Source organism: Isoptericola sp. NPDC057191 (assembly GCF_042670225.1).
In the GTDB taxonomy this organism is placed as follows: Bacteria; Actinomycetota; Actinomycetes; order Actinomycetales; family Cellulomonadaceae; genus Isoptericola.
In genome coordinates, this window is record NZ_JBHUWC010000009.1 from 15,678 (window position 1) to 41,186 (window position 25,509).

Annotated in this window: 24 protein-coding genes; 21 read left to right on the forward strand and 3 right to left on the reverse strand. The window is 74.7% G+C overall.

All coding sequences use genetic code 11. The features are described from left to right. Nucleotides 1–48: 48 nt before the first annotated feature. Nucleotides 49–438 (forward strand): primosomal protein, encoded by a 390-nt coding sequence (locus ACFT55_RS03110; RefSeq protein ID WP_380241357.1) that lies wholly within the window; start codon nucleotides 49–51, stop codon nucleotides 436–438. Here the strand turns inward: ACFT55_RS03110 and ACFT55_RS03115 are convergent. Then, entirely contained in the window at nucleotides 420–1,385 is a 966-nt protein-coding gene (locus ACFT55_RS03115; RefSeq protein WP_380241359.1) for an aldo/keto reductase, read from the reverse strand. The genes ACFT55_RS03110 and ACFT55_RS03115 overlap by 19 nt on opposite strands. Before the next feature lie 51 nt (nucleotides 1,386–1,436). Between ACFT55_RS03115 and ACFT55_RS03120 the strand changes: the two genes are divergently transcribed. Together ACFT55_RS03120 and mshC are read left to right on the forward strand one after the other, a co-directional pair. After that, nucleotides 1,437–2,309, forward strand: coding sequence for an undecaprenyl-diphosphate phosphatase (locus tag ACFT55_RS03120; protein WP_380241361.1), 873 nt, complete (start codon nucleotides 1,437–1,439; stop codon nucleotides 2,307–2,309). A 62-nt stretch (nucleotides 2,310–2,371) separates the two neighbouring features. Then, nucleotides 2,372–3,655 (forward strand): cysteine--1-D-myo-inosityl 2-amino-2-deoxy-alpha-D-glucopyranoside ligase, encoded by a 1,284-nt coding sequence (mshC, locus tag ACFT55_RS03125; RefSeq protein ID WP_380241363.1) that lies wholly within the window; start codon nucleotides 2,372–2,374, stop codon nucleotides 3,653–3,655. 8 nt (nucleotides 3,656–3,663) lie between these two features. Here mshC and ACFT55_RS03130 read toward each other — a convergent pair whose 3' ends face one another. After that, nucleotides 3,664–4,536 (reverse strand): PAC2 family protein, encoded by an 873-nt coding sequence (locus ACFT55_RS03130; protein WP_380241365.1) that lies wholly within the window; start codon nucleotides 4,534–4,536, stop codon nucleotides 3,664–3,666. 105 nt (nucleotides 4,537–4,641) lie between these two features. On the opposite strand from ACFT55_RS03130, the gene ACFT55_RS03135 reads away from it, so the two are divergent. Then, nucleotides 4,642–5,364, forward strand: a complete 723-nt coding sequence (locus ACFT55_RS03135; RefSeq protein WP_380241367.1) for an HAD family hydrolase — start codon at nucleotides 4,642–4,644, stop codon at nucleotides 5,362–5,364. A gap of 2 nt (nucleotides 5,365–5,366) precedes the next feature. Here ACFT55_RS03135 and ACFT55_RS03140 read toward each other — a convergent pair whose 3' ends face one another. Beyond that, nucleotides 5,367–6,278: a RecB family exonuclease gene (locus ACFT55_RS03140; RefSeq protein ID WP_380241369.1), complete on the reverse strand. Its 912-nt coding sequence runs from the start codon at nucleotides 6,276–6,278 to the stop codon at nucleotides 5,367–5,369. Nucleotides 6,279–6,354: 76 nt separating this feature from the next. On the opposite strand from ACFT55_RS03140, the gene ACFT55_RS03145 reads away from it, so the two are divergent. From ACFT55_RS03145 to trpC, 17 genes are all read left to right on the forward strand, one after another. Beyond that, a complete protein-coding gene (locus ACFT55_RS03145; RefSeq protein ID WP_380241371.1) occupies nucleotides 6,355–7,476 on the forward strand; it encodes a site-2 protease family protein in 1,122 nt (373 codons plus the stop codon). Nucleotides 7,477–7,499: 23 nt separating this feature from the next. Next, nucleotides 7,500–8,552 (forward strand): tRNA (adenine-N1)-methyltransferase, encoded by a 1,053-nt coding sequence (locus ACFT55_RS03150; RefSeq protein ID WP_380241373.1) that lies wholly within the window; start codon nucleotides 7,500–7,502, stop codon nucleotides 8,550–8,552. 194 nt (nucleotides 8,553–8,746) lie between these two features. Continuing rightward, on the forward strand, nucleotides 8,747–10,402 hold the full coding sequence (gene arc / locus ACFT55_RS03155; protein WP_380241376.1) for a proteasome ATPase: 1,656 nt from the start codon (nucleotides 8,747–8,749) through the stop codon (nucleotides 10,400–10,402). Between the two features lie 137 nt (nucleotides 10,403–10,539). Beyond that, a complete protein-coding gene (dop, locus tag ACFT55_RS03160; protein ID WP_380241416.1) occupies nucleotides 10,540–12,249 on the forward strand; it encodes a depupylase/deamidase Dop in 1,710 nt (569 codons plus the stop codon). A gap of 178 nt (nucleotides 12,250–12,427) precedes the next feature. After that, the gene (locus ACFT55_RS03165) at nucleotides 12,428–12,625 is read left to right on the forward strand and encodes a ubiquitin-like protein Pup (RefSeq protein ID WP_380241378.1); all 198 of its coding nucleotides are present in this window, start codon (nucleotides 12,428–12,430) and stop codon (nucleotides 12,623–12,625) included. A 6-nt stretch (nucleotides 12,626–12,631) separates the two neighbouring features. Further along, a complete protein-coding gene (gene prcB / locus ACFT55_RS03170; protein WP_380241381.1) occupies nucleotides 12,632–13,525 on the forward strand; it encodes a proteasome subunit beta in 894 nt (297 codons plus the stop codon). Further along, nucleotides 13,522–14,244 carry a proteasome subunit alpha gene (gene prcA, locus ACFT55_RS03175; protein ID WP_380241384.1) on the forward strand — a complete coding sequence of 241 codons (723 nt, stop codon included), beginning with the start codon at nucleotides 13,522–13,524 and terminating at the stop codon, nucleotides 14,242–14,244. The genes prcB and prcA overlap by 4 nt, the downstream gene beginning before the upstream one ends. A 34-nt stretch (nucleotides 14,245–14,278) precedes the next feature. Beyond that, entirely contained in the window at nucleotides 14,279–15,640 is a 1,362-nt protein-coding gene (pafA, locus tag ACFT55_RS03180; RefSeq protein ID WP_380241386.1) for a Pup--protein ligase, read from the forward strand. Between the two features lie 56 nt (nucleotides 15,641–15,696). Next, nucleotides 15,697–16,692 carry an FKBP-type peptidyl-prolyl cis-trans isomerase gene (locus tag ACFT55_RS03185; protein ID WP_380241388.1) on the forward strand — a complete coding sequence of 332 codons (996 nt, stop codon included), beginning with the start codon at nucleotides 15,697–15,699 and terminating at the stop codon, nucleotides 16,690–16,692. A 7-nt stretch (nucleotides 16,693–16,699) separates the two neighbouring features. Then, the gene (gene hisF, locus ACFT55_RS03190) at nucleotides 16,700–17,473 is read left to right on the forward strand and encodes an imidazole glycerol phosphate synthase subunit HisF (RefSeq protein ID WP_380241390.1); all 774 of its coding nucleotides are present in this window, start codon (nucleotides 16,700–16,702) and stop codon (nucleotides 17,471–17,473) included. Nucleotides 17,474–17,483: 10 nt separating this feature from the next. Continuing rightward, nucleotides 17,484–19,415 carry an ABC transporter ATP-binding protein gene (locus ACFT55_RS03195; protein ID WP_380241392.1) on the forward strand — a complete coding sequence of 644 codons (1,932 nt, stop codon included), beginning with the start codon at nucleotides 17,484–17,486 and terminating at the stop codon, nucleotides 19,413–19,415. Beyond that, nucleotides 19,412–21,220 carry an ABC transporter ATP-binding protein gene (locus tag ACFT55_RS03200; protein ID WP_380241394.1) on the forward strand — a complete coding sequence of 603 codons (1,809 nt, stop codon included), beginning with the start codon at nucleotides 19,412–19,414 and terminating at the stop codon, nucleotides 21,218–21,220. The genes ACFT55_RS03195 and ACFT55_RS03200 overlap by 4 nt, the downstream gene beginning before the upstream one ends. 79 nt (nucleotides 21,221–21,299) lie before the next feature. After that, the gene (gene hisI / locus ACFT55_RS03205; RefSeq protein ID WP_380241396.1) at nucleotides 21,300–21,773 is read left to right on the forward strand and encodes a phosphoribosyl-AMP cyclohydrolase; all 474 of its coding nucleotides are present in this window, start codon (nucleotides 21,300–21,302) and stop codon (nucleotides 21,771–21,773) included. A gap of 47 nt (nucleotides 21,774–21,820) precedes the next feature. Then, complete coding sequence (locus tag ACFT55_RS03210) at nucleotides 21,821–23,374, forward strand: anthranilate synthase component I (protein WP_380241418.1); 1,554 nt, start codon at nucleotides 21,821–21,823, stop codon at nucleotides 23,372–23,374. Nucleotides 23,375–23,416: 42 nt separating this feature from the next. Then, nucleotides 23,417–24,142, forward strand: a complete 726-nt coding sequence (locus ACFT55_RS03215; protein ID WP_380241398.1) for a Trp biosynthesis-associated membrane protein — start codon at nucleotides 23,417–23,419, stop codon at nucleotides 24,140–24,142. Nucleotides 24,143–24,183: 41 nt separating this feature from the next. After that, nucleotides 24,184–24,462, forward strand: a complete 279-nt coding sequence (locus ACFT55_RS03220) for an HGxxPAAW family protein (RefSeq protein WP_380241400.1) — start codon at nucleotides 24,184–24,186, stop codon at nucleotides 24,460–24,462. Nucleotides 24,463–24,628: 166 nt separating this feature from the next. Continuing rightward, the gene (gene trpC / locus ACFT55_RS03225; RefSeq protein ID WP_380241402.1) at nucleotides 24,629–25,453 is read left to right on the forward strand and encodes an indole-3-glycerol phosphate synthase TrpC; all 825 of its coding nucleotides are present in this window, start codon (nucleotides 24,629–24,631) and stop codon (nucleotides 25,451–25,453) included. Nucleotides 25,454–25,509: the final 56 nt, after the last annotated feature.

The following is a 25,509-nucleotide window of genomic DNA, read 5'->3' on the forward strand; positions in this document are numbered from 1 at the left end:
GCGATTTTCGTCTGCCCATTGTGCCCCCCGGGGCGCTACCGTCAGAGCATGACCGCTGACCCGCGTGCCGCGCTCGACCGCTTCGTCGCCGCACTGGAGGCGCACTACCACGCGGTCTCGACCCGCAGGGGCGACGACGACCCGGCGGTCGACGACGCCTACGAGGTGCTGGCCGACGCGTTCGAGGTCTACGAGGACGCGCTGGCCCAGGTGTACTCGGAGGTGACGCCGTTCTTCCTCGACGACGGCGATGACGACGGGGACGACGAGGACGAGGACGACGAGGACGACGAGAGGGACGACGAGGACGACCTCGACGCGGACCTCGACGCCGACCTCGCCTCCGACCTGGGCGCGAGGCCGCGGGGGCCCGGCGCGACGCCGGACGAGTCGGTCGGCACCGAGCCGCCCGGCCAGGCCTACCAGCGCTCGGGGTAGCCGACCTCCGGGGCGGAGACGTCGTCGAGCGCGGCGTGCACCTCGGCCGGGAGGTCGAGGTCGAGGGCGGCGAGGGACGCCCGGAGCTGGGCGGGCGTGCGCGCCCCGACGATCGCGCTCGCGACGGTGTCGCGGGCGAGCAGCCAGGCCAGCGCCACCTCGAGCGGTGCGCGGCCGAGGCCGTCGGCGGCCGTCGCGACCGCTTCGACGACCGACGACGCGGCCGCGTCCAGGTACGGGTCGACGAAGGCCGCCAGGTGCACGGACGCCGCGCGGGAGTCCGCCGGGATGGCTCGCCGATACTTGCCCGTGAGCACGCCGCGCCCGAGGGGCGACCAGGCCAGCAGGCCGAGTCCCAGCGCGTCCGCCGCGGGCGCGACGTCCCGCTCCACGCCACGCTGCAGCAGGGAGTACTCCAGCTCCAGCGCGCTCAGGCCGGTGCCGTCCGCCTCCAGGAGCGTCGCCGCCCGGGCGGCGGCCCAGCCCGGGTGGTTGGCGAGGCCGACGTAGCGGGCGCGCCCGGAGGACACCGCCAGACGCAGCGCCGACACCGTCTCGGCGAGCGGCGTCGCAGGGTCGGGGCAGGCGACGAGGAACAGGTCCACGTGGTCGGTGCCGAGCCGTGCGAGGGACGCGTCCAGGTCGGCGAGGAGGCCGGCCCGGGAGGCGTCCACCCGCGCGCCCGACCGGCCCGCACGGACGCCGCCCTTGGTGCACAGCACCAGCTCGTCGCGGGAGACCTTGTCGTCCAGGAGCGACCCGATGAGACGCTCCGCGTCACCGTCGCCGTACGTGGCGGCGGTGTCGACGAGGCTGCCGCCCGCGTCGACGAAGTCGCGCAGCTGTTCCGCGGCGTCCAGGTCGTCGGTGTCCCGGCCCCAGGTCATGGTCCCCAGGCCGAGCTCGGACACGCGCAGGCCTGTGCGGCCTACCTGACGACGCTCCATGGCGGGCCACGCTACCGGCAAACCCTGCAGGTCCGGGTAGTGTGACCGCCCGTGAATGCCTGGGAAGCGATCCTGCTCGGCCTGGTCCAGGGGCTGACCGAGTTCCTGCCGATCTCCTCGAGCGCCCATCTGCGCATCGTGGGGGAGCTGCTGGGCGGGGACGACCCGGGCGCGGCCTTCACCGCCATCACGCAGATCGGCACCGAGGCGGCCGTCCTGCTCTACTACCGCCGGACCATCCGCGACATCTGCGTCGCGTGGTGGAAGTCCCTGACGGGCGCGCACGGCCGCGACCGCGCCGCCCGGTTCGGCGCGCACGACCCGCAGGCGCGCATGGCCTGGTACATCGCCCTCGGCTCCATCCCGATCGGCGTGCTCGGCCTGCTCTTCCAGGACGCGATCGAGACCTCCCTGCGCAACCTGTGGATCACGGTCACGACGCTCGTGGTCTTCGGCCTGCTGCTGGGCTGGGCGGACAAGGTCGGCAGCCGCAAGCGCCGGCTCGACGAGCTGACGCCGCAGCGGGCCGTCGCCTTCGGCTTCGCGCAGGCGCTGGCGCTCATCCCGGGCGTGTCGCGCTCGGGCGGCACGATCACGGCCGGGCTGCTCATGGGATTCACCCGCAAGGCCGCCGCGGACTACTCGTTCCTGCTGGCCGTGCCCGCCGTCCTGCTGTCCGGCTTCTACCAGCTCGGCAAGTCCGTCGGGGAGACCCCGGCTCCTGGAGCGCCGGGCGCGGGGGCGACCCTCATCGCCACGCTCGTGGCGTTCGTCGTCGGGTACATCGTCATCATCGGCTTCCTCAAGCTCATCACCACGCACTCGTTCATGCCGTTCGTCTGGTACCGGCTCGGCCTGGCCGCGGTGGTCGTCGTGCTGCTGCTCACCGGTGTGCTGACCCCCATGGGCGGCACCACGGTCTGACAGGGCACGGCGTGATCTGGGCGCGTGCCCGGAGCGGGTGAGACGCCCGGTAGCCTGGGCGCGTGCGTTCCTGGCCCGCCCCGCAGATCCCCGAGCTCCCCGCCCCGGCCGACGGCCGCCGCACCCCCGTCCGGGTGCACGACAGCACCACGGGCAGGCTCGTGGACCCGGCTCCCGGCGACACCGCCCGCTACTACGTCTGCGGCATCACCCCGTACGACGCGACCCACCTCGGCCACGCGAACACCTACCTGGCGTTCGACCTGCTGCACCGCGCGTGGCGCGACGCCGGCAAGGCCGTGACCTTCGTCTCGAACGTCACGGACGTGGACGACCCGCTGCTGGAGCGGGCCACCGCCACCGGCGTGGACTGGCAGGATCTCGCCGCCGAGCAGGTGGCGCTCTTCCGCGAGGACATGACCGCGCTCGGCATGGTGCCCCCGGCGACCTGGACCGGCGCTGTCGAGTCCGTCCCGGCGGTCGTCGCCGCGGTCGAGCGCCTGCTGGAGGAGGGCGCGGCCTACCGCGTCCCGGTCGAGCCGGGCGCAGGCGGGGAGGACCCCTGTCTCGGTGACGTCTACGCGGACCTGTCCGCCGACCCCGACTTCGGCCAGGTCGCCCGGCTCGACCCGCACGCGATGGCCGAGCTCTTCGCCGAGCGGGGCGGAGACCCGCGGCGCGAGGGCAAGAAGGACCCGCTCGACCCGCTGCTGTGGCGCCGCGAGCGCCCCGGCGAGCCGGCCTGGGACGGCGCGTCCCTCGGGAGCGGGCGTCCCGGTTGGCACATCGAGTGCGCGGTGATCGCGCGCGACGGGCTCGGCCTGCCGTTCGACCTGCAGGGCGGGGGAGCGGACCTGCTGTTCCCGCACCACGAGATGTCCACGTCCCACGACCGCCTGCTGGGCGGCGGCGGGGCACGCGTGCACGTGCACGCCGGCCTGGTCGCCTACCAGGGCGAGAAGATGAGCAAGTCCCGCGGCAACCTCGTGTTCGTGTCCGCGCTGCGCCGCGCCGGCGTCGACCCGATGGCGATCCGCCTGGCCCTGCTCGCGCACCACTACCGCACCGAGTGGGAGTGGACCGACGCCGACCTCGCGGCCGGCGTGGCCCGCCTGGAGCGGTGGCGCTCCGCGGTGTCCGGCAACGGCGGCCCCGACGCCACCGGCACCCTCGCGGCGCTCCGCGCGGCGCTCGCCGACGACCTGGACGCCCCCGCCGCGCTCGCCGCCGTCGACGCCTGGGCCGAGCTCGCGCTCCAGCCCGGGCGGGACACGGCCGACGACCACGAGGGCGCGCCGGGCGTGCTGGCCCGCGCCGTCAACGCCCTGCTCGGGGTGCGGCTCTAGCCGAACCTCTAGCTCTTGTCGCCGCCCTTGTCCCCGCCGACGTCGCGGCGGCGCAGGTAGCGCTCGAACTCCCGCGCGATGGCCTCGCCGGACGCCTCCGGCAGGTCGGCGGTGTCCTTGGCCTCCTCCAGCTGCTGCACGTACTCGGCGATCTCGGCGTCCTCGGAGGCCAGCTCGTCGACCCCGTGCTGCCAGGCCTCGGCGTCCTCGGGCAGGTCGCCCAGGGGCACGGTCGCGGCGATGAGCTCCTCCACGCGGGTGAGGATCGCCAGCGTCGCCTTGGGCGAGGGCGGGTTCGCGACGTAGTGCGGCACCGCGGCCCACAGGGACACCGCCTGGAAGCCGCGCCGGTCCGCCTCGTGCTGCAGGACGCCCACGATGCCCGTGGGGCCCTCGTACGTGCTCGGCTCGACGTCGAGCACCGCCTGCATGCCGTCGCTCTCCGTGGTGGCCGTCATCGGGATGGGTCGCGTGTGGGGCACGTCCGCCAGCAGGGCGCCCAGGGTCACGACGGTGCGCACCCCCAGCTCCTCGGCGAGCTCCAGCAGCTCGGCGCAGTACGACCGCCAGCGGAACGACGGCTCGATGCCGTGCACGAGCACGACCGTGCGGTCGGGCAGCTCGGCGACCGAGACCGTGGTCGTGGGCCAGGTGATGGTCCGCTCCCCGTCCGGCCCCGTCTCGACCACGGGCCGGTTCACCTGGAAGTCGTGGTAGTTCTCCGGGTCGAGCTCGCGCACCTGCTCCGCGTCCCAGACCTGCGCGAGGTGACCGAGCGCGGCCGTGGCGGCGTTGCCCGCGTCGTTCCAGCCCTCGAACGCGGCGATCATCACGGTCTGCCGTGCGGTGTGGCGCCCGGTGGGCTCCGGCTGGGTCGTCATTCGTCCAGCGTATACAGCACCCGGCCCGTCTGAGGCCGTGCCGCGTGGCCCGTCTCACGCGGTCGCCACGGCGGGGGCGCGGCCCGTGGTCCGTACGATGGACGGGTGCCTGAGACCTTCGCCCCTGCCCCGCAGACCTCTGTGACGACGCCGCCGGCACTGCCCGCGGCAGTCCTGTGGGACATGGACGGGACCCTCGTCGACACCGAGCCGTACTGGATCGGGGCGGAGCACGAGCTCGTCGCGGAGCACGGCGGCACGTGGAGCCACGAGCAGGCGCTGCAGCTCGTCGGGAACGACCTGACCGTGTCCGCGGCGATCCTGCGCGACCAGGGCGGGGTGGACCTGCCCGTCGACGCGATCGTCGAGCGCCTGCTGGGGCGCGTCGTCGAGCAGGTGCGCGAGCACGTGCCGTGGCAGCCTGGCGCCCTGGAGCTCCTCACCGCCCTCGCGGAGGCCGGCGTGCCCTGCGCGCTCGTGACCATGAGCTACACCGTCCTGGCGGAGGAGGTCGTCTCCCGCGGGCCGGCCGGCGCGTTCGTGACGGTCGTCACCGGCGACCAGGTCGAGCGTGGCAAGCCGGACCCGGAGCCCTACCTGATCGCCGCGCAGCGGCTCGGCGTCGACCCGGCGGACTGCGTCGCGATCGAGGACTCGCCGACCGGGATCGCGTCCGCCCGGGCGGCCGGCGTCGCGACGCTGGGCGTCGAGGCGGTGCTGCCCGTGCCGCGCCTGGACGGGCTCAGCCGGGCGGCGTCGCTCGAGCGGGTCGACGTGCCGACGATCGCGCGGATCGCGGCCGGCGAGGTCGTCGACCTCACCCGCTGACCTCACCCGCCGGCGAGCACCTGCCCGTCGGGTCCGTCGACCCCAAGCCGGGCGCGCAGCGCGCCCGCGGGGATCGCCGGTGGCGTGCCGCCAAACGCGGGGCAGAGGGCCTGGTGCGCGCACGACCCGCACAGGCGACCGGGGCGCGGACGCCAGTCGCCCGTACGTGCGGCGTCCTGCATCGCCGACCACAGGGCCCGCACCTTGGACTCCGTGGCCTCGAGCTCCTGCTCCGTCGGCTGGGCGCGGAGCACCTGGCCGTCGCCCAGGTAGAGGAGCTGCAGCATGCGCGGCACCACCCCGCGGTCGCGCCACAGGACCAGTCCGTAGAACCGCATCTGGAACAGCGCGGAGGCCTCGAACGCGGGGCCAGGAGCGCGGCCGGTCTTGTAGTCGACCACCCGCAGCGCGCCGTCGGGCGCGACGTCGAGCCGGTCCACGACCCCGAGCAGCAGGGGACCGCCGTCCAGCGGTGTCGCGACGCGCAGCTCCCGCGCCTCCGGCTGCAGCCGGTTCGGGTCCTCGAGGGTGAAGTAGGTGCCGACCAGCTGGCGGGCGCGGGCGAGCCAGCGCTCGGGCGTGGTCCCTGCGGCGTCGCCGTCGGCGTCGAACAGGGCGGCGTACCGCGGTTCCGCCTCGACGAGGCGTGCCCACTCCCCGGGCACCAGCGCCGCGGCCGCCTCGCGGGTCCGCTCGCCGGGCGGGGCGTCGAAGAGACGCTCGAGGACGGCGTGCACGAGGGTGCCCCGCGCCGCCGCCGACGACGCCGGCTCCGGCAGGCGGTCGACCGCGCGGAAGCGGAACAGCAGCGGGCAGCGCACGAAGTCGCTCGCACGCGACGGCGACAGCGCGGGCGGCCGGGCCTCGGCCTCCGGTGCCCCGTCGGGCAGGTCCGTCGTGGCGGTCGTCGTCATGCGCGCCACCCTACGGTCGGGCGGGGACACCCGGCCGGGTGCCGGGACGGCCGCCGACGCCGGATAGCCTGACCGGGTGACCTCTCGCTCCCGGGGATGGGTGGTCGGCCGCATCGCGGGCGCGCCGGTCCTCGTCACCCCCTCGTGGTTCTTCGGCGCACTCGTCCTGACGCTGGTGTTCGCGCCGACGGTCCGGTCGTGGTTCGCGCCGCGCATGACGACGACCGGCGTCCTCGTGGTCGCCTTCGCGTTCGTGCTGCTGCTGTTCGCCTCCGTCTTCCTGCACGAGGTGGCGCACGCGCTGGTCGCGCGCTCGCGCGGCCACCGGGTGACGGAGCTCGCGCTGACGCTCTGGGGCGGCCACACGGCCTACACCGGTCCGGGCGGGCGACCGCTGGACGGGGTCCTGGTGGCCGTGGTGGGCCCCCTGACCAACCTCGCGCTGGCAGGGGCGTTCTGGGTGGCCTTCCAGCTGCAGCCGATCGGGACGGTGCCCTCGATGCTGCTGTTCGCCGGGGCGGTCTCCAACGCGTTCGTCGGGTTCTTCAACCTGCTGCCCGGCCTGCCGCTCGACGGCGGCCAGATCCTCGAGTCGATCGTCTGGGGCGCCACGGGCTCGCGCTCCAAGGGCACCCTCGCCGCCGGCTGGGTGGGCCGGGTCGTGGCGATCGGCGTGCTGGCCTGGGCGCTCCTGTGGCCCCTCCTGGACGGCGGGACCCCGTCCTGGGTGACGGTCGTGTGGGCGGCGCTCATCGGCGCGTTCCTGTGGTCCGGCGCGGGCGACGCGATCAAGGGGGCGCAGACGCGCGCCCGGGTCGCGACGCTGTCCGCCCGCGGGCTCGCGGTGCCCGCCGTCGTCGTCCCGGTGGCCACCACGGTCGCCGGGGTCTCCGTGGCGGCGGCCGGCAGCCCGGGCGCCGTCGTGGCCGTCGTCGGGCCGTCCGGCGAGCCGGTCGGCTGGGTGGACCCGGCCGCCGTGGCGAACGTCCCCGCCGCCCGGGCAGACGCCACGCCCGTGGAGTCCGTCGTCGTGCCGTTCCCGCCGGGTTCCGCGGTCACGTCCGACCTCGAGGGGGACGCGCTGCTCGACCGGCTCGCCCACGGGTCGTCGGGGGCGCGGGTGGTGCCGGTCCTGGAGGCGGGCCGCGTCACGGGCGTGCTCGACGTCGCACGGGTCGCCGCCGCCCTGCGCCGATAGGGCGGCCGGTAGACTCGCCCGTCGTGACCCACGCCGATCCCGCCGCGCCCGAGAACCGACCGACCGCCGACCCGGCCCCCTCGTCGACCGGCACGGCCACCGGCGCCGACCTGCGCCGGGGGCCCCTGCGCGAGGGGGACCGGGTGCAGCTGACCGACCCCAAGGGTCGCCTGCACACGATCACGCTGAAGCCCGGCGGCACCTTCCACACGCACAAGGGCTACTTCCGCCACGAGGACCTCATCGGCCGGCCCGAGGGCTGGGTCGTCACGAACACGGCGGGGGTCGAGTACCTGGCGCTGCGCCCGCTGCTGAGCGACTACGTGCTGTCGATGCCGCGCGGGGCCGCCGTCGTCTACCCCAAGGACGCCGGCCAGATCGTGCAGATGGCCGACATCTTCCCGGGAGCCCGCGTGGTCGAGGCCGGCGTTGGCTCGGGAGCACTGACCATGTCCCTGCTGCGCGCAGTCGGCGACGCCGGCGAACTGCACTCCATCGAGAGGCGCGAGGACTTCGCCGCCATCGCGCGGGGCAACGTCGAGTCGTTCTTCGGCGGTGAGCACCCGGCCTGGCGGCTCTCGGTGGGCGACCTCGCGGACGTGCTGCCCACCGTCGCAGAGCCCGGCACCGTGGACCGTGTCGTCCTCGACATGCTGGCGCCGTGGGAGAACGTCGACCCGGTCGCCCGTGCGCTGGTGCCCGGTGGCGTGCTGATCTGCTACGTCGCGACGGCCACGCAGCTGTCGCGGACCGCGGAGGACCTGCGCGCCGACGGCCGGTTCGCCGAGCCCCAGGCGTGGGAGTCGATGGTGCGCGGCTGGCACCTGGAGGGCCTCGCGGTGCGCCCGCAGCACCGCATGATCGGCCACACGGGCTTCCTGGTCACGGCCCGGCGGCTCGCGGACGGCGTGGCACCGCCCGAGCGCACCCGTCGTCCGGCCAAGGGCTCCTACCCCGCGCCGGACGCCGAGTGGTCCGAGGAGGAGCTCGGCGAGCGCGCCGTGTCGGACAAGAAGATCCGTCGCGTGCGGCGCGACCTCGGCGTGGCGCCCGACGCGCCGACGGCACAGGACTGAGCGTGGGGGAGCGCCCGGGGACCGGCGACGGCCGCGGGTCACGGCCCGGTCACCGGGAGGTCTCGGTCGGGCGACGTCGCGACCGCTCCGTGAAATGAACCCCCGGCCGTCGGTGTTCGTGTCTAGGGTGCTGTACTCCGGGGGCGCTTCCCGCCCGGGCAGGTGACCACCCGGGCCGCACGAGAGGGGATGCCATGACCGACAACCCTGTCCGCCCGGACACGTCGGGGCTGCCGACCGGACCGAGCCACGACGCCCAGCTCGCCCTCCTCGCCGCGAAGAACGAGCGGCTCGCCGAGGCGCTCCGCGCCGCGCGCGACCAGATCGTCGAGCTCAAGGGCCAGATCGACGAGCTCGCCAAACCCCCGGGGACGTACGCCACGTTCCTCGCCGCCCACAAGGACGGCTCGGTCGACATCTCGTCGGCCGGCCGCAAGATGCACGTCCAGTCCAGCCCCTCGCTCGACGTCGAGGGCCTGCGTCCGGGCCAGGAGGTCAAGCTCAACGAGGCCATGACGGTCGTCGAGGCCGGCGGGTACGAGCGCACCGGCGAGCTGGTGACCGTCAAGGAGGTCCTCGACGCCGAGCGCGTCCTCGTGGTCGGGCGCGCCGACGAGGAGCGGGTCGTGCGCCTCGCCGGGTCCGTGGCCGACACCACGCTGCGCGTCGGGGACGCGCTCACGGTCGACGTGCGCAGCGGGTTCGTCTACGAGGTGGTGCCCAAGTCCGAGGTCGAGGAGCTGGTCCTCGAGGAGGTCCCGGACATCGCCTACGAGGACATCGGCGGGCTGGGGCCGCAGATCGAGCAGATCCGCGACGCCGTCGAGCTGCCCTTCGCCCACCCCGACCTGTTCCGCGAGCACGGGCTGCGCCCGCCCAAGGGCGTGCTGCTGTACGGCCCGCCCGGGTGCGGCAAGACGCTCATCGCGAAGGCCGTGGCGAGCTCGCTCGCCGGCATGGTGGCGTCCACCCGTGGCGGGGACCCGACGGCGAAGAGCTACTTCCTCAACGTCAAGGGCCCGGAGCTGCTCAACAAGTACGTCGGCGAGACCGAGCGGCACATCCGCCTGATCTTCGCCCGGGCCCGCGAGAAGGCGACCCAGGGCGCCCCCGTCGTCGTGTTCTTCGACGAGATGGAGTCGCTGTTCCGCACCCGCGGGACCGGCCTGTCCTCGGACGTCGAGACGACGATCGTGCCGCAGCTGCTCGCCGAGATCGACGGCGTCGAGCGCCTCGACAACGTCATCGTCATCGGCGCCTCGAACCGCGAGGACATGATCGACCCCGCGATCCTGCGGCCCGGCCGCCTGGACGTGAAGATCAAGATCGAGCGGCCCGACGCCGAGGGTGCGACCGAGATCTTCGGGAAGTACCTGACCCCGGCGCTGCCGATCCACCCCGACGACCTCGCGGAGCACGGGGGCAGCCAGACGGAGGCGCTCGGGGCCATGATCCGCAGCGTCGTGGAGCGGATGTACTCCGAGGACGAGGAGAACCAGTTCCTCGAGGTGACGTACGCGTCCGGGGACAAGGAGACCCTGTACTTCAAGGACTTCAACTCCGGCGCGATGATCCAGAACGTCGTGGACCGTGCCAAGAAGTCGGCCATCAAGGACTTCCTGGCGACCGGGCAGCGCGGCATCCGGGTGGAGCACCTGCTGTCGGCGTGCGTCGACGAGTTCAAGGAGAACGAGGACCTGCCCAACACGACCAACCCCGACGACTGGGCCCGGATCAGCGGCAAGAAGGGCGAGCGCATCGTCTTCATCCGCACGATCGTCCAGAAGAAGGGCGGCGACGGTGCTCCGCGCACCATCGACACCGTGACGAGCACCGGCCAGTACCTGTAGCGCGTCGTCGCCCGCGGTCACGTCGCGCGCAAGGATCGAGGTACCTGACTCGACACCGTCCCCGGGGCGGCGTCGAGACAGGTACCTCGATCTCGTTCCCGGACACCTAGGGTGGTGGCGTGAGCGTTCGTCGCGTGATGGGGATCGAGACCGAGTACGGCGTGCTGGCACCGGGGCGGCCGATGGCCAACCCGATGCTGATGAGCTCGCAGGTGGTCATGACGTACCGCGCCCTCGTGGCCAGCGCGGGCGCCAGGCCGCCGGCGCGGTGGGACTACGACGACGAGGACCCGTTGCAGGACGCCCGCGGGTTCCACCTGCAGCGCGCCTCGGCGCACCCGTCGCTCCTGACCGACGACCCGTCCCGGCCCGCGCCGTCCGGCCCGGTCGGCGGAGCCGGCGACACGCCGGCCTCGGCGCAGGTCGCGTCCGCGGCCGGGACGCCGGGCGCGTCGGCGCGGGGCCGGGCGGCCGCGCGCCCGCCCCGGCAGCAGCCGGAGGAGGTGGAGCGCCCGGCGGCCGAGGACTACGACGACCCGAGCGCCGCGAACTGCATCCTCACCAACGGGGCGCGCCTGTACGTCGACCACGCCCACCCGGAGTACTCGTCCCCGGAGGTGACGGGCCCGCGCGACGGCGTCCTGTGGGACGTGGCGGGCGAGCGGGTGATGCTCGCATCGGTCCGCGCGCTCGCGGAGGTGCCGGGCGGCGACGTCGTGCTCTACAAGAACAACGTCGACGGCAAGGGCGCCAGCTACGGGACGCACGAGAACTACCTCGTCGACCGCGGCCTGCCGTTCGGGACGCTCGTCGACCTGCTGACGCCGTTCCTCGTGACCCGCCAGGTCTTCACCGGGTCGGGCCGCGTGGGCCTCGGGCCCACCGGGGCCGAGGCGGGGTTCCAGCTCTCGCAGCGCGCGGACTACATCGAGGCCGAGGTGGGGCTGGAGACGACCCTGCGCCGCCCCATCGTCAACACGCGCGACGAGCCGCACGCGGACCGGACGCGCTGGCGCCGCCTGCACCTAATCATCGGCGACGCCAACCTCTTCGAGGTGGCGACGTTCCTCAAGCTCGGCACCACGTCCCTCGTGCTGTGGGTGCTCGAGCACCTGGACGAGCTGGCGGAGGCGGGCGTGGCGGCGCGGGCCGAGCTCGCGGCCCTGCGGCTGGTGGACCCGGTCGCGGACGTGCAGCGGGTCTCGCGCGACCTGGACCTGACGGCGACGCTCGAGCTCGCGGACGGCCGTCGCCTCACCGCCCTGCAGGTCCAGGAGGCGTACGCCGACGTCGCCGCCCGGTCGGTGGCGGCGCTCGCGGCCGGGGCGTCCGACGCCGAGACCGCCGACGTGCTCGACCGCTGGCGGTCGGTGCTGGGCCGGCTCGCCACCGACCCGGCGACCTGCGCGCGCGAGGTCGAGTGGGTGGCGAAGCGCCGGCTCCTGGAGGGGATGCGCTCGCGCGACGGTCTCGGCTGGGACCACCCGCGCCTGCACGCGCTGGACCTGCAGTGGACCGACGTGCGACCCGAGCGCGGCATCTACCACCGGCTCGTGGCGTCGGGGGCCGTGGAGCGGCTCGTCGACGACGAGCGGGTCGCCGACGCGGTCCACCACGCGCCGGCCGACACCCGCGCGTGGTTCCGCGGCGAGGTCATGGCGCGCTACGCCGACCAGGTGTCCGCGGCGAGCTGGGACTCCGTCATCTTCGACGTCCCCGGGGCGGCCGCCCTGCAACGGGTGCCGATGCTCGACCCGTCGCGCGGCACCCGGGCGCACATCGGCGCCCTGCTGGACGCCAGCCCGGACGCCGCAGCCCTCCTCAAGGGGCTGCGCGGAGGCGACTGACCGGCGGCGACGCCCTTGTCGGGGCCGATCCGGGTGCCCTGCGGGTGGACTCGTTCAGCCCTGGGCGCAACGCGCGTGGACGTCGCCGCGCAGTGTCGCCCGCAGCGCATAGGCTGACGACGCGAGACTCTCCCCGGAGCTCCTCTCGGGGACTCCGCAGCAGCGAAGGAGGCGGACCATGGCCGGTCAGGAACGGATCAACCCGCAGCACGAGGACCGCACGCCCGACGACGACGCGGGCGCCCCCGCGCCGGTGGCCCCGGCGGCGACCGAGCGGGACGCCGAGGTGGACGCCCTCCTCGAGGAGATCGACGAGGTCCTGGAGACGAACGCCGAGTCGTTCGTCCGCGGCTTCGTCCAGAAGGGCGGTCAGTGATCGCCCATGACCAGCGCTGACACCTCGGGACGCCTGCCGGACGCGTTCCTGCGTCCTGGCTCGTCCTCGTTCGTGGACTTCCTCGCGGGGTACTCCCCGGACCTCCTGCCCGGCCGGCGGCCCGGTTCCGGGGGTGCGTCCGCCGAGGGCCTGGCGCCGCACGCGACCACCATCGTGGCCCTGACGTTCGGGTCCGACGACGGCGGCCGCGGCGTGATCATGGCGGGCGACCGCCGGGCCACCGCGGGCAACCTCATCGCGAGCCGGGAGATGGAGAAGGTCTTCGCGGCCGACGCGTACTCGGTGGTCGGCATCGCCGGCTCGGCAGGCGTGGCGATCGAGGTCGTGCGGCTCTTCCAGCTCGAGCTGGAGCACTACGAGAAGATCGAGGGGTCGCTGCTGTCCCTCGACGGCAAGGCCAACCGTCTGTCGACCATGATCCGCGGGAACCTGCCGCTCGCCCTGCAGGGCCTCGCGGTGGTGCCGCTGTTCGCCGGCTACGACCTCGACCGCGGGTACGGCCGGCTGTTCAGCTACGACGTCACCGGCGGCCGGTACGAGGAGCACGACCACCACACGGTCGGGTCGGGCTCGGTGTTCGCGCGCGGCGCCCTGAAGAAGCTGTGGCGACCGGGGCTCGACGCCGACGCCGCCGTCGGCGTCGCGGTCGAGGCGCTCTACGACGCGGCGGACGACGACAGCGCGACCGGCGGCCCGGACCCCGTCCGGCAGATCTGGCCGGTCGTGACGGTCGTGACGGCGGACGGCGTGCGCCGGGTGGGCGACGACGAGCTGGCGGCGACGGTCGAGCGGATCGTCGCCGAGCGAGGGGCGGCGCACCGCGCCGCCCACGGGGACCGCCCAGCGGGCGGCGGGACGCGGGGAGGTGCGCGCGCATGACGATGCCGTTCTACGTCTCGCCCGAGCAGCTGATGAAGGACCGGGCCGACTTCGCCCGCAAGGGCATCGCCCGGGGCCGCTCGGTCGTCGTCCTGGCCTACGAGGGCGGCATCGCCTTCGCGACGGAGAACCCGTCGCGGGCGCTGCACAAGATCTCGGAGATCTACGACCGCATCGCGTTCGCCGCGGTGGGCAAGTACAACGAGTTCGAGAACCTCCGGGTCGCCGGCGTGCGGTACGCGGACCTGCGCGGGTACTCCTACGACCGCACCGACGTCACCGCGCGCGGGCTCGCGAACGCGTACGCCCAGACGCTCGGCACGGTGTTCACCACGGAGTCCAAGCCGCTCGAGGTGGAGCTGGTCGTCGCGGAGGTCGGGGCGACACCGTCGGCCGACCAGATCTACCGGCTGTCCTACGACGGCTCGGTCGCGGACGAGCACGGCCACGTGGTCATGGGCGGCCAGGCGGAGCAGCTCGGCGCCCGCGTCGGCGAGGCCTGGCACGAGGGGATGTCCCTGGCCGAGACGATCGCGCTCGCGGTGCGGACGCTCGGCGCGGTCGGGGCGGACGGCTCGGTGGCTGCGCCGGGCGAGGAGCGCCAGATCGCACCCGCCGGCCTCGAGGTGGCGGTGCTGGAGCGCGGAGGCCGGCGGCGGGCGTTCCGCCGGCTGCAGGGTGCCGCGCTGGCCGGGCTGCTCGAGCAGCCGGGCGACTGAGACGGGCGAGCAGGGCCGACAGAGGGGAGACGTCGTGGACCGCAGGATCTTCGGTCTCGAGACCGAGTACGGAGTGACGTGCGCGGCGGACGACGGGCGCGGCCTGTCCGCGGACGAGGTGGCGCGCTACCTGTTCCGCAAGGTCGTGGCGTGGGGGAGGTCGTCGAACGTCTTCCTGCGCAACGGCTCCCGCCTCTACCTCGACGTCGGCTCGCACCCCGAGTACGCCACGGCCGAGTGCGACGACGTGCACCAGCTCGTGGCGTACGACCGGGGCGGCGAGCGCATCCTCGAGGGCCTCGTGGCCGACGCGCAGGAGCGGCTCGAGCACGAGGGCCTGTCGGGCAAGGTGCACCTGTTCAAGAACAACACCGACTCGGCGGGGAACTCCTACGGCTGCCACGAGAACTACCTCGTGCGCCGGCAGGGGGACTTCTCCCGGCTGTCCGAGGTGCTGGTGCCGTTCCTCATCACCCGGCAGGTGCTCACCGGCGCGGGCAAGGTGCTCGCCACCCCGCGCGGGGCGGTGTACTGCCTGTCGCAGCGGGCCGACCACATCTGGGAGGCGGTCTCCAGCGCCACCACCCGGTCGCGCCCGATCATCAACACGCGTGACGAGCCGCACGCCGACGCCGAGAGCTACCGCCGCCTGCACGTCATCGTGGGCGACTCCTCGATGGCGGAGCCCACGACGATGCTCAAGGTCGGCGCGACGGACCTCGTGCTGCGTCTCGTCGAGGCCGGGGTGCCGATGCGCGACCTGTCGCTCGAGAACCCGATCCGCGCCATCCGGGAGATCAGCCACGACCGCACCGGCCTGCACCCCGTGCAGCTCGCCAACGGCCGCACGGCCACGGCGGTCGACATCCAGTGGGAGTACTTCCACCGGGTGCGCGAGCACGTGGACAGCCACGACGGCGCGACGCCCGTCGTCAAGCAGGTGCTGGACCTGTGGGAGCGCGGGCTGCGCGCCCTGGAGTCCGGCAACCTGTCGCTCGTCGAGCGCGAGCTCGACTGGGTGATCAAGCTGAACCTGATCGAGCGGTACCAGGCCAAGCACGACCTGCCGCTGGACGACCCGCGCATCGCCCGGCTCGACCTCGCCTACCACGACATCTCGCGGACCGAGGGGCTGTACAACCTGCTCGCCGCCCGCGGCATGGTGGAGCGCGTGGTCACCGACCTCGAGGTGTTCGAGTCGACGGCGGTCCCGCCGCCCACCACGCGGGCCAAGCTGCGCGGCGACTTCGTCCGCGCCGCGCAGGAGGCGCGCCGCGACTACACCGTGGACTGGGTGCACCTGAAGCTGAACGACCAGGCACAGCGCACGGTCCTGTGCAAGGACCCGTTCCGCAGCGTCGACGAGCGCGTCGACCGGCTGATCGAGTCCATGTAGCGGCGCAGTGTGGGCGTCCGCGCGGCCGGGACCGGTGGCCGTGGCAGACTGTCGCGGTGCTCCGCCGACTGACCCTCCTGCTGGCCCTGCTGCTCGGCGGCTCCCTCGTCCTCGGTGGTTGCGGCTCGTCGCTGCTGGGCGGGCTGGGCGACGGGCCGTCGTCGCAGCCGTCCGTGGCGCCCGTGCAGGTGTCCGGTGCCGTCGGCGAGCCGCCCGCCCTCCACTACGAGCAGCCCTACGACGTGGTGCGCCCGGGTGCACGGACCGTGTGGCCGGGGTCGGGCGACGCCGTCGTCGACGACGAGCCGGTGCTGCTGAACATGTACGCCGAGAACGGGCGGGACGGCACCGTCATCTCCAGCACGTACATCGACGCCCCGGCCTGGTACACGATGTCGCCGGAGTCGCTCGGCTCCAACCTCTACGACACGCTGCGCGGCCAGAAGGTCGGCGCGCGCATGCTGCTCGTCGAGGAGGACGACGGGGTGCCGGTCATCCTGGTGGTCGACGTGCTGCCGACCCGCGCGTCCGGCGTCGAGGTGCCCGTCGCGGACGGCCTGCCGACGGTCGCGCGGGCCGACGACGGCACGCCGACCGTCCGGGTGCCGGCCAAGGGGGCGCCTCCGGAGGACCTGCAGGTGCAGCCGCTGCTGCGCGGGACCGGCCCCCAGGTGCAGGTCGGGCAGGTCGTCACGATGCGGTTCACGGCGGTGCGGTGGAGCGACGGCAAGCAGTTCGACACGACGTGGACGCCGGGCACCAGGCCGCAGTCCGCCACGATCGGTATCGGCCAACTCGTGGACGGCCTGGACCAGGGGCTGGTCGAGCAGACCGTCGGCTCCCAGGTGCTGCTCGTCGTGCCCCCGAGCCTCGGCTACGGTGGCACCAGCAGCGACCTCGCCGGCGAGACCCTGGTCTACGTCGTGGACATCCTGGACGCGCACTTCCAGGTGACGGAGGACGAGTCCACCGGAAAGTCCGCCGGGAAGTCCCAGGGCGACGACGGCGGAGAGCCGGAGCAGCAGCCCGGCGACGACAGCAAGGAAGGGTGAGTCCCGCATGTCCGTGGCCGTCCGTGTGATCCCGTGCCTCGACGTCGACGACGGGCGGGTCGTCAAGGGCGTCAACTTCACCCACCTGCGCGACGCCGGCGACCCCGTCGAGCTCGCCGCGCGCTACGACCGCGAGGGCGCGGACGAGGTGACGTTCCTCGACGTGTCGGCGTCGTCGGGCGACCGCGCCACCATGGTGGACGTGGTGCGCCGCACCGCCGACCAGGTCTTCGTCCCGCTCACGGTGGGTGGCGGGGTGCGCTCGACGGAGGACGTCGACCGCCTGCTGCGCGCCGGCGCGGACAAGGTGGGCGTGAACACGGCCGCCATCGCGCGCCCCGAGCTGGTGGCGGAGATCGCCGCCCGGTTCGGCCGCCAGGTCCTGACGCTGTCCGTCGACGCCCGACGCGTCACCGGGGGGACGGTCACGCCCTCCGGCTTCGAGGTGACGACCCACGGCGGTCGCCGCGGCACCGGCCTCGACGCCGTCGAGTGGGCGGCGCGTGCCGCACACCTCGGCGCGGGCGAGATCCTGCTGAACTCGATGGACGCCGACGGCACCACCGCGGGCTTCGACCTCGAGATGCTCGCGGCCGTCCGGGAGCGGGTCGACGTGCCCCTCGTGGCGTCGGGCGGTGCCGGGGAGCCGGAGCACTTCGTGGCCGCGGCGCGCGCCGGCGCGGACGCGGTGCTCGCCGCCAGCGTGTTCCACTTCGGCGCCCTGACGGTCGGGCAGGTCAAGGACGCGCTCGCCGCCGCAGGCATCGAGGTCCGTCGATGAGCGGCTGTCGATGAGCGGCAGTCCCGGCACCGGCGCCCGTCGTCCCGAGGGGCTGACGCTCTCCGGTTCGCGGCTGCGCCGCTCGTGGACCCTCGTGTGGCGGGGCATGCGCTCCGAACCCCGCCTGTACGTGCTGGCGGTGGGCGCCTCGGCGGTGTTCGGCGCGGCCACGGTGGCGGTGAGCCGCGCGGTCGGCTGGGCCACCGACGCCGTCGTCGTGCCTGCCGTCGCGGGGGACACCGCCGCGCAGGGGCGCATCTGGCTGGCCGGCCTCGTGCTCGCCGCCGTCGCCCTCACCCTCGCCCTCGGCGTCGCCGGCCGGCGTGTCTGGGCAGGCTACGGGTTCGCGGCCATCCAGGCGCACCACCGGCGCGGCCTGTCCGGGCAGTACCTGCGCCTGCCGGTCTCCTGGCACCGCGCGCACCCGGCAGGGCGGCTCCTGTCGGCGGCGAGCGCCGACGTCGAGGCCGCCACCGGCGTGTTCAACCCGCTGCCCTTCGCGCTCGGCGTCGTCGTGATGATCGCCGTCGCCGCCGGGATGCTCCTGGCGGTCGACGTGTGGCTCGCCGTCGCGGCGCTCCTGGTCGTCCCGGCCGCCGTCGCGGCGAACGTCGTGTTCCAGCGGCACATGACGCCCGCCGTGACGCGCGCGCAGCAGCTGCGCGCCGAGGTGGCCGACGTCGCGCACGAGTCGTTCGAAGGGGCGCTCCTGGTCAAGTCGCTCGGCACCGCCGGCCGGGAGGAGGCCCGGTTCGCGGAGCGTACGGACGCGCTGCGGGCCGCCAACGTGCGCGTCGGCACGGTGCGGGCGATGTTCGACCCGGTCATCGAGCTGCTGCCGTCGCTGGGCACGCTCGTCGTGCTCGGCGTGGGGACCTGGCGGGCGTCGGTCGGGGCCGTCGACACGGGCGACGTCGTCACCGCCGCCTACCTGCTGACCGTCATGGCGGTGCCCGTGCGCGCGTTCGGCTGGGTCCTCGGTGAGCTGCCGCGCGCCCTCGTGGGCTACGACCGGATCGCCGGGGTGCTCGACGCCCGGGTCACCCTCGTGGCCGGCGAGCACGCCCTGCCCCGGGCGGGCGGCGGGCTGGGGGTGCGGCTCGACGGCGTCGGCGTCGACGTCCCGGCTGCCGGGGCCACGTCCACGCTGCTCGACGGCGTGGACCTCGACGTGGCGCCCGGCGCCACCGTCGCCGTGGTGGGCAGCACCGGGGCGGGCAAGACCACCCTGGTGTCGCTGCTCGCCCGCCTGAGCGACCCCACCCGGGGACGGGTGCTGCTCGACGGGGCCGACGTGCGGGACCTGGCCGCCGGCGAGATCCCCGCGCAGGTCGCGCTCGTCACCCAGCAGACCTTCGTCTTCGAGGACACCGTCCGCGCGAACGTCACCCTCGCCGACGTCGGGGACGACGGCGCGCCCGACGACGCCGCCGTCTGGGAGGCGCTGCGCGTGGCCCGCGTGGACGACGTCGTGCGCGAGCTGCCGGGCGGGCTCGACGCACCCCTCGGCGAGCGGGGCGCCAACCTGTCGGGCGGCCAGCGGCAGCGGCTCGCCATCGCGCGGGCGCTGGTCCGCCGGCCACGGCTGCTCGTGCTGGACGACGCCACCTCGGCGGTGGACCCGCGCGTGGAGTCGGAGATCCTCGGCTCCCTGTCCAGCGTGCGTGCCGCCGACGGTGCACGCGCCACGACGGTCGTCATGGTCGCCTACCGCATGTCGTCGGTCGCGCTGGCCGACGTCGTGGTGCACCTGGAGGGCGGGCGCGTGGTCGACGTCGGCCGGCACGAGGAGCTGCTCGACCGAGACGACGGGTACCGAGCGCTGGCCACCGCCTACGAGCGGGAGACCGCCCGGCGGGCACGCGAGGTCGCGGACGAGCGGGCCGCCGGGCAGGACGTGGACGACGCCGGACCGGAGCAGGACGGGGAGGGGGCCGCATGAGCGAGTCGCGCATCGCCGCCGCCAGCGACCTGGGCGTGCTCGCCACCCTCCGCCGAGGCGTGCAGATCTCCCCGCAGATCGTCGACGGCCTGTGGGTCACGCTGGCGCTCGCGGTCCTGGCCGCCGCGGGGCGCGTCGTCGTGCCCGTCGCGGTGCAGCGCACGATCGACGACGGCATCCTCGCCGCGGGTGGTCCCGACGCTGGGCGCGTCGCCCTGCTCACGGGGCTGGCCGCGGGGGCGGTGGTCGTCGCCGGCCTGTGCACGGCCGTGGTCAACGTGCGGCTGTTCCGCCGCACCGAGGCCGGCCTGGCGGCGCTGCGCGTGCAGGCGTTCCGGCACGTGCACGACCTGTCCACGCTGGCGCAGGGGACGGAGCGGCGGGGCGCGCTGGTGTCGCGGGTGACCTCCGACGTCGACACGATCTCGCTGTTCGTCCAGTGGGGCGGCATCCAGCTGCTCGTCTCCACGCTGCAGGTCCTCGTCGCCACGGCGCTCATGGCGGTGTACTCCTGGCAGCTGACCCTCGTGGTGTGGGCGTGCTTCGTCCCGCTGTTCCTCCTGCTGCGCCGGGCGCAGGGCTCGGTCAACCGGGCCTACGCGGCCGTGCGGCAGGCCGTCGGCGCGATGCTCGGCGCGATCTCCGAGGCCGTGGTCGGCGCCGAGACCGTGCGTGCCTACGGCGTGGCCCGCCGCACGGGCCGCCGGGTGGACGCGGCGATCGAGGAGACCCGCGCGACACAGGCTCGCGCCCAGCTCCTCGTGTCGACCGTGTTCTCGAGCGGTGTGCTGGTCGCCAACCTGGTGCTCGCCGTGGTGGTGGTCGTCGGCACCCTGCTCGGGGTGGGCGGGGGGCTCACGGCGGGGCAGGTGGTGGCGTTCCTGTTCCTGGTGCAGCTCTTCACCGGGCCCGTGCAGCAGGCCACCGAGATCCTCAACGAGCTGCAGAACGCGGTGGCCGGCTGGCGGCGCGTGCTCGCCGTCCTGGAGACGCCGGTCGACGTGGCGGAGGCCGCGGACGCCGAGCCCAGCCCGCGCGGCCCCGCGGCGGTGACGCTGCGGGGTGTTCGGTTCGCGTACCCGGGCGGCCCGGAGGTGCTGCACGGGGTGGACCTGGAGATCCCCGCGCGCCGCAAGGTCGCCGTCGTCGGGCGGACGGGGTCCGGCAAGACGACGGTGGCCAAGCTCGTCACCCGGCTCATGGACCCGACCGCGGGCCAGGTGCTGCTGGACGGTGCCGACCTGCGCGGCCTGACCCTCGACTCGCTGCGGGAACGCGTGGTCCTGGTGCCCCAGGAGGGCTTCCTCTTCGACGGCACGGTCGCGGAGAACGTGGCGTACGGCCTGCGGGGCGACGACGCCGCGACCGGGGCGGGGGGTGCCGCGGTGGCAGCACGGGTCGCGGAGGCGGTCGACGCGCTCGGGCTGACGGACTGGGTCGCGGGCCTGCCGCAGGGCCTGGCGACCACGGTCGGGCAGCGCGGCGAGGCGCTCAGCGCGGGGGAGCGGCAGCTGGTCGCGATCGCCCGCGCCTACCTCGCCGCGCCGGACCTGCTGGTGCTGGACGAGGCCACCTCCGCCGTGGACCCCGCCGCCGAGGTCCGGATCGCCCGGGCGCTGGACTCGTTGACCTCGGGCCGGTCCACCCTGACGATCGCGCACCGCCTCTCGACGGCCGAGGCGAGCGACCTCGTCGTGGTGGTCGACGAGGGCCGGGTGGTCGAGGTCGGCGGGCACGCCGAGCTGGCCGCGGCGGGCGGCGTGTACGCCCGGATGCACGCGAGCTGGGTGGCGCAGACGCGCTGAGCCTCCCGGGCCCTGGGCGAGGGACGCTGACCGGCGGACCTCGTCCCGAGGGGTGTCGCCGACGTGTCAAGATGCTCGGGTGACCACGCCCGCCCTCCCTGACGCACCCCTCGTCGCTGCGCACGACACCGCGCACGACGCCTCGCTCGACCCTGCGGTCGCAGCACGGCTCAAGCGCGACGAGCACGGCCTCGTCGCCGCTGTCGTGCAGCAGCACGACTCGGGCGAGGTGCTCATGCTCGGCTGGATGGACGACGAGGCGCTGCGCCGCACCCTCACCGAGGGCAGGGTGACGTTCTGGAGCCGGTCGCGGCAGGAGTACTGGCGCAAGGGGGACACCTCCGGGCACGCCCAGCTCGTGCGGTCCGTCGCCCTGGACTGCGACGGCGACGCCCTGCTCGTGCGCGTGCACCAGGTGGGTGCCGCGTGCCACACCGGCACCCGCACCTGCTTCGAGGCGGGCGGGGACCTGGGAGCCGTCGTCGCGCCCCTCCCGCCCGCGAGCCCGACCCCCGCCGACAGCCCGACCGACACCACCCAGGAGGACCGGTGACCACGCCCGCCGTCACGCAGCCCCACCCCGCCCCCGAGGCCGCCCCCGTGGCGGGCCCCTCGGCGCAGGACCTGGCGTGGGGCGCGACGTGGCCGGGCCTGGGCACGTTCCGCGCGCTGGCCGCCGACCGGCGCGTGATCCCCGTGGTGCGGCGCGTGCTGGCCGACGACGTGACCCCGGTCGGCCTCTACCGCACCCTCGCGCAGGACCGCCCGGGCACCTTCGTGCTGGAGTCCGCCGAGTCGTCGGGGGGCTGGTCGCAGTGGTCCTTCGTCGGGGTCGACTCGCGAGCCACCCTGACCGCCCGTGACGGGCAGGCCGTGTGGCACGGTGACGTGCCCGCCGGCATCCCCACCGAGGGCGACGTCGTCGACGTGCTCGGCGCGGCGCTGGAGGCGCTGCGCACGCCGCCCGTCGAGGGGCTCCCGCCGCTGACGGGCGGGCTCACCGGCGCGCTCGGGTGGGACGTCGTGCGGCACTGGGAGCCGACGCTCCCGGCGAACGCCCCCGACGAGCTCGGCGTGCCGGAGGTCGCCCTGAGCCTCGCGACCGACCTCGTCGCGATCGACCACCACACCGGCACCGTGTGGCTCATCGCCAACGCGATCAACGGCGACGGCACCGACGAGCGCGTGGACGAGGCGCACGCCGACGCCGTGGCCCGCCTCGACGCGATGCAGGCGCGCCTCGCCGCCCCGGCTCCCGCCGTGCCGACGGTGCTGCGCAGCCCGGACGAGGTGGCCGAGCCCGACCTCGAGTTCCGCTCCACGCGGGCAGAGTTCGAGGCGGCGGTGCGATCGGGCCAGGAGGCGATCCGCGACGGCGAGGTGTTCCAGGTGGTGCTCTCCCAGCGCCTCGGCCTGGACTGCCCGGCGGCGCCGCTGGACGTCTACCGGGCGCTGCGCACCATCAACCCCAGCCCGTACATGTACTACTTCCGCCTCACCGGGCCGGACGGGCGGGAGCTCTCCGTCGTCGGGTCCAGCCCGGAGACGCTGGTGAAGGTGACCGACGGGCACGTGACGACGTACCCGATCGCCGGCTCGCGTCCGCGCGGGGCCACGGTGGAGGAGGACGTCGCGCTCGGTGAGGAGCTGCTCGCCGACCCGAAGGAGCGCGCAGAGCACCTCATGCTGGTCGACCTGTCGCGCAACGACCTCGTCAAGGTGTGCGAGCCGACGTCGGTCGAGGTGGTCGAGTTCATGGCCACCCGCCGGTTCAGCCACATCATGCACCTGTGCTCCACCGTCGTCGGCCGGCTGCGGGCCGGTGCGACGGCGCTCGACACGCTGCGCGCGACGTTCCCCGCGGGCACCCTCTCCGGGGCGCCCAAGCCGCGGGCGATCGCGCTGATCGACGAGCTCGAGCCCGCGTCCCGCGGGATCTACGGCGGCACCGTCGGGTACTTCGACTTCGGCGGCAACATGGACATGGCCATCGCGATCCGCACGGCGTGCATCCGCGACGGCCGGGCGTGGGTGCAGGCCGGCGGCGGGATCGTCGCGGACTCGGTGCCCGCGCTGGAGTACGAGGAGTCGCGCAACAAGGCGGCCGCCGCGGTGCGCGCCGTGCAGCTGGCCGCGCGGTTCCGGGCGCTGTGAGCCGTGCGCACGACTGACGGGCAGGACGGACGGACAGGGCAGATGGACGGTACGGACGACATCGACGACATCGACGAGGCAGCGGGCACGGCCGGCCCCCACCCCGCACGGGGCCGCGGGCCGCTGCGGGCACGGTCGCGCGCGGTGTGGGCGGTGGTCGCCGTCGGCGGGCTCACCCTGGCGACGGCGTCGCCCACCTGGGTGAGCACCACCGTGTCGACGGCGCTCGAGCCGACGGTGGACATCACCGTGCCGGGCACGACGGCGGCACCTGCGGTCGCCGCTGCCGCGCTCGTGGTCGTCGCCGGCGGCGTCGCGCTCGCGATCGCCGGCCGCGCGGCGCGCTGGGTGGCGCTCGTCGTGGTGGCCCTGGCGGGCGCCCTCGCCGCGGCGTCGGCACTCACCGTGCTGGCCGACCCGCTGCCCGCCGCGACCACGGGGGCCTCGGACACGGCCGGGGTGACGGACCTCACCTCGCCGGTCGCGGTGGCGGTGTGGCCGTGGCTGACCGTCGTGCTCGGCGCCCTGGCGGTGGTCGTCGTGGTGCTCGCCGCCGCCGGCGCCCCGGCCTGGGGAGCGACGTCCGGGCGCCACGAGCGCGCGCCCGCGACGCCTCGGGCGGGCGCTGCCGAGACCGGTGCCCGGCCCGCGGCCACGGCCCCGGGCGCGACGGGGGCGGCGCAGGACGCCGACGAGGCCGGACAGCACGACCCGCACGACGCCTGGGACGCGCTCTCCCGGGGCACGGACCCGTCCGCGGACCGCTAGGCTGGACCGCGCACCACGTCACGAAAGGGCATCACATTCCAATGACCGACAACCGCAACGCCGAGGTCGCCTACCTGCCCCCGGCCGTCCCGCCCACGAACCACGGCCACACCACCGCCGCGTGGACGGCGATGATCGGCATCATGGTGGGCGTGGCCATCGGCGCCGTGGGGATGCTCCCCGACGTCTCCGACGTGTTGGTCTGGGTGGGCGCCGTGATCGTCGCGGGCGCCCTGGTGCTCGGCGCCGTGCTGCGCAACCTGGGCTTCGGCCAGGCGAAGCCGGGCGTGACGCCCCGCAAGGCGAGCTCGCGCCACTGAGCGCAGGACCTGACGTGCCACGGCGCGCGGCCTCCGCGAGGAGGGTGCGCGCCGTCGGCGTTCCACCGGCGTCTCACGGTCGGAGACGTGTCCGGGCCGTCCCGCGGACGGGCCTACGATGGCTGGCAGGACGTCGGTGCGGCGTCACGGGACGGGGAGGCAGACCATGACGGTCCTGGAGGACATCGTCGCGGGGGTCCGCGAGGACCTCGCGGTGCGCCAGGCGCGGACGTCGCTCGACGAGCTCAAGGAGCGCGCGGCACGCGTGCCCGGCGCGCTCGAGTGCTGCGGACGCCTGCTCTCGGAGGACCGGGTCGCGGTGATCGCCGAGGTGAAGCGATCCAGCCCCAGCAAGGGCGACCTGGCACCGATCTCCGACCCGGCGGCCCTGGCCGAGGAGTACGCCCGCGGCGGCGCCAGCGTGATCTCCGTGCTCACGGAGCAGCGGCGGTTCGGCGGCAGCCTCGCCGACCTCGACGCGGTGCGCTCCCGGGTGGACGTCCCGGTGCTGCGCAAGGACTTCGTCGTCACGCCTTACCAGGTGTGGGAGGCGCGCGCCCACGGGGCGGACCTGGTCCTGCTGATCGTCGCGGCCCTGGAGCAGACCGTGCTGACGTCGCTGATCGAGCGGGTGCACTCGCTCGGCATGACGGCGCTGGTCGAGGCCCACACCGCGGACGAGGTGCGCCGGGCGCTGGACGCCGGCGCCCGCGTCGTCGGGGTCAACGCCCGTGACCTCAAGACCCTCGAGGTAGACCGCTCGACCTTCGCGCGGCTCGCCCCGCTCATCCCGGACGACGTCGTGCGCGTCGCCGAGTCGGGCGTGCGCGGACCGCACGACGTGCTCGACTACGCGCGCTCGGGCGCGCACGCCGTCCTCGTCGGGGAGGCGCTCGTCACCGACGGTGCGCCGCGCCGCTCCGTCGCCGACCTGGTCGCCGCGGGGCAGCACCCCGCCCTGTGGTCGGTCCGCCCGGCGGCCCAGCCGTGACGTCCGCCCGGACGGCCCGCGGCGGGCCGCTCCGGTGGTCGTAGGACGCCGCACCG

Bases quoted from the DNA above. Each gene is read 5' to 3' on its own strand.
- ACFT55_RS03165 (WP_380241378.1), top strand. From the start codon at position 12,428: ATGGCCGGTCAGGAACGGATCAACCCGCAGCACGAGGACCGCACGCCC.
- hisF (WP_380241390.1), top strand. From the start codon at position 16,700: ATGTCCGTGGCCGTCCGTGTGATCCCGTGCCTCGACGTCGACGACGGG.
- ACFT55_RS03220 (WP_380241400.1), top strand. From the start codon at position 24,184: ATGACCGACAACCGCAACGCCGAGGTCGCCTACCTGCCCCCGGCCGTC.
- ACFT55_RS03200 (WP_380241394.1), top strand. From the start codon at position 19,412: ATGAGCGAGTCGCGCATCGCCGCCGCCAGCGACCTGGGCGTGCTCGCC.
- trpC (WP_380241402.1), top strand. From the start codon at position 24,629: ATGACGGTCCTGGAGGACATCGTCGCGGGGGTCCGCGAGGACCTCGCG.
- ACFT55_RS03110 (WP_380241357.1), top strand. From the start codon at position 49: ATGACCGCTGACCCGCGTGCCGCGCTCGACCGCTTCGTCGCCGCACTG.
- arc (WP_380241376.1), top strand. From the start codon at position 8,747: ATGACCGACAACCCTGTCCGCCCGGACACGTCGGGGCTGCCGACCGGA.
- ACFT55_RS03140 (WP_380241369.1), bottom strand. From the start codon at position 6,278: ATGACGACGACCGCCACGACGGACCTGCCCGACGGGGCACCGGAGGCC.
- dop (WP_380241416.1), top strand. From the start codon at position 10,540: ATGGGGATCGAGACCGAGTACGGCGTGCTGGCACCGGGGCGGCCGATG.
- prcA (WP_380241384.1), top strand. From the start codon at position 13,522: ATGACGATGCCGTTCTACGTCTCGCCCGAGCAGCTGATGAAGGACCGG.
- ACFT55_RS03215 (WP_380241398.1), top strand. From the start codon at position 23,417: ATGGACGGTACGGACGACATCGACGACATCGACGAGGCAGCGGGCACG.
- ACFT55_RS03115 (WP_380241359.1), bottom strand. From the start codon at position 1,385: ATGGAGCGTCGTCAGGTAGGCCGCACAGGCCTGCGCGTGTCCGAGCTC.
- prcB (WP_380241381.1), top strand. From the start codon at position 12,632: ATGACCAGCGCTGACACCTCGGGACGCCTGCCGGACGCGTTCCTGCGT.
- ACFT55_RS03195 (WP_380241392.1), top strand. From the start codon at position 17,484: ATGAGCGGCAGTCCCGGCACCGGCGCCCGTCGTCCCGAGGGGCTGACG.
- ACFT55_RS03130 (WP_380241365.1), bottom strand. From the start codon at position 4,536: ATGACGACCCAGCCGGAGCCCACCGGGCGCCACACCGCACGGCAGACC.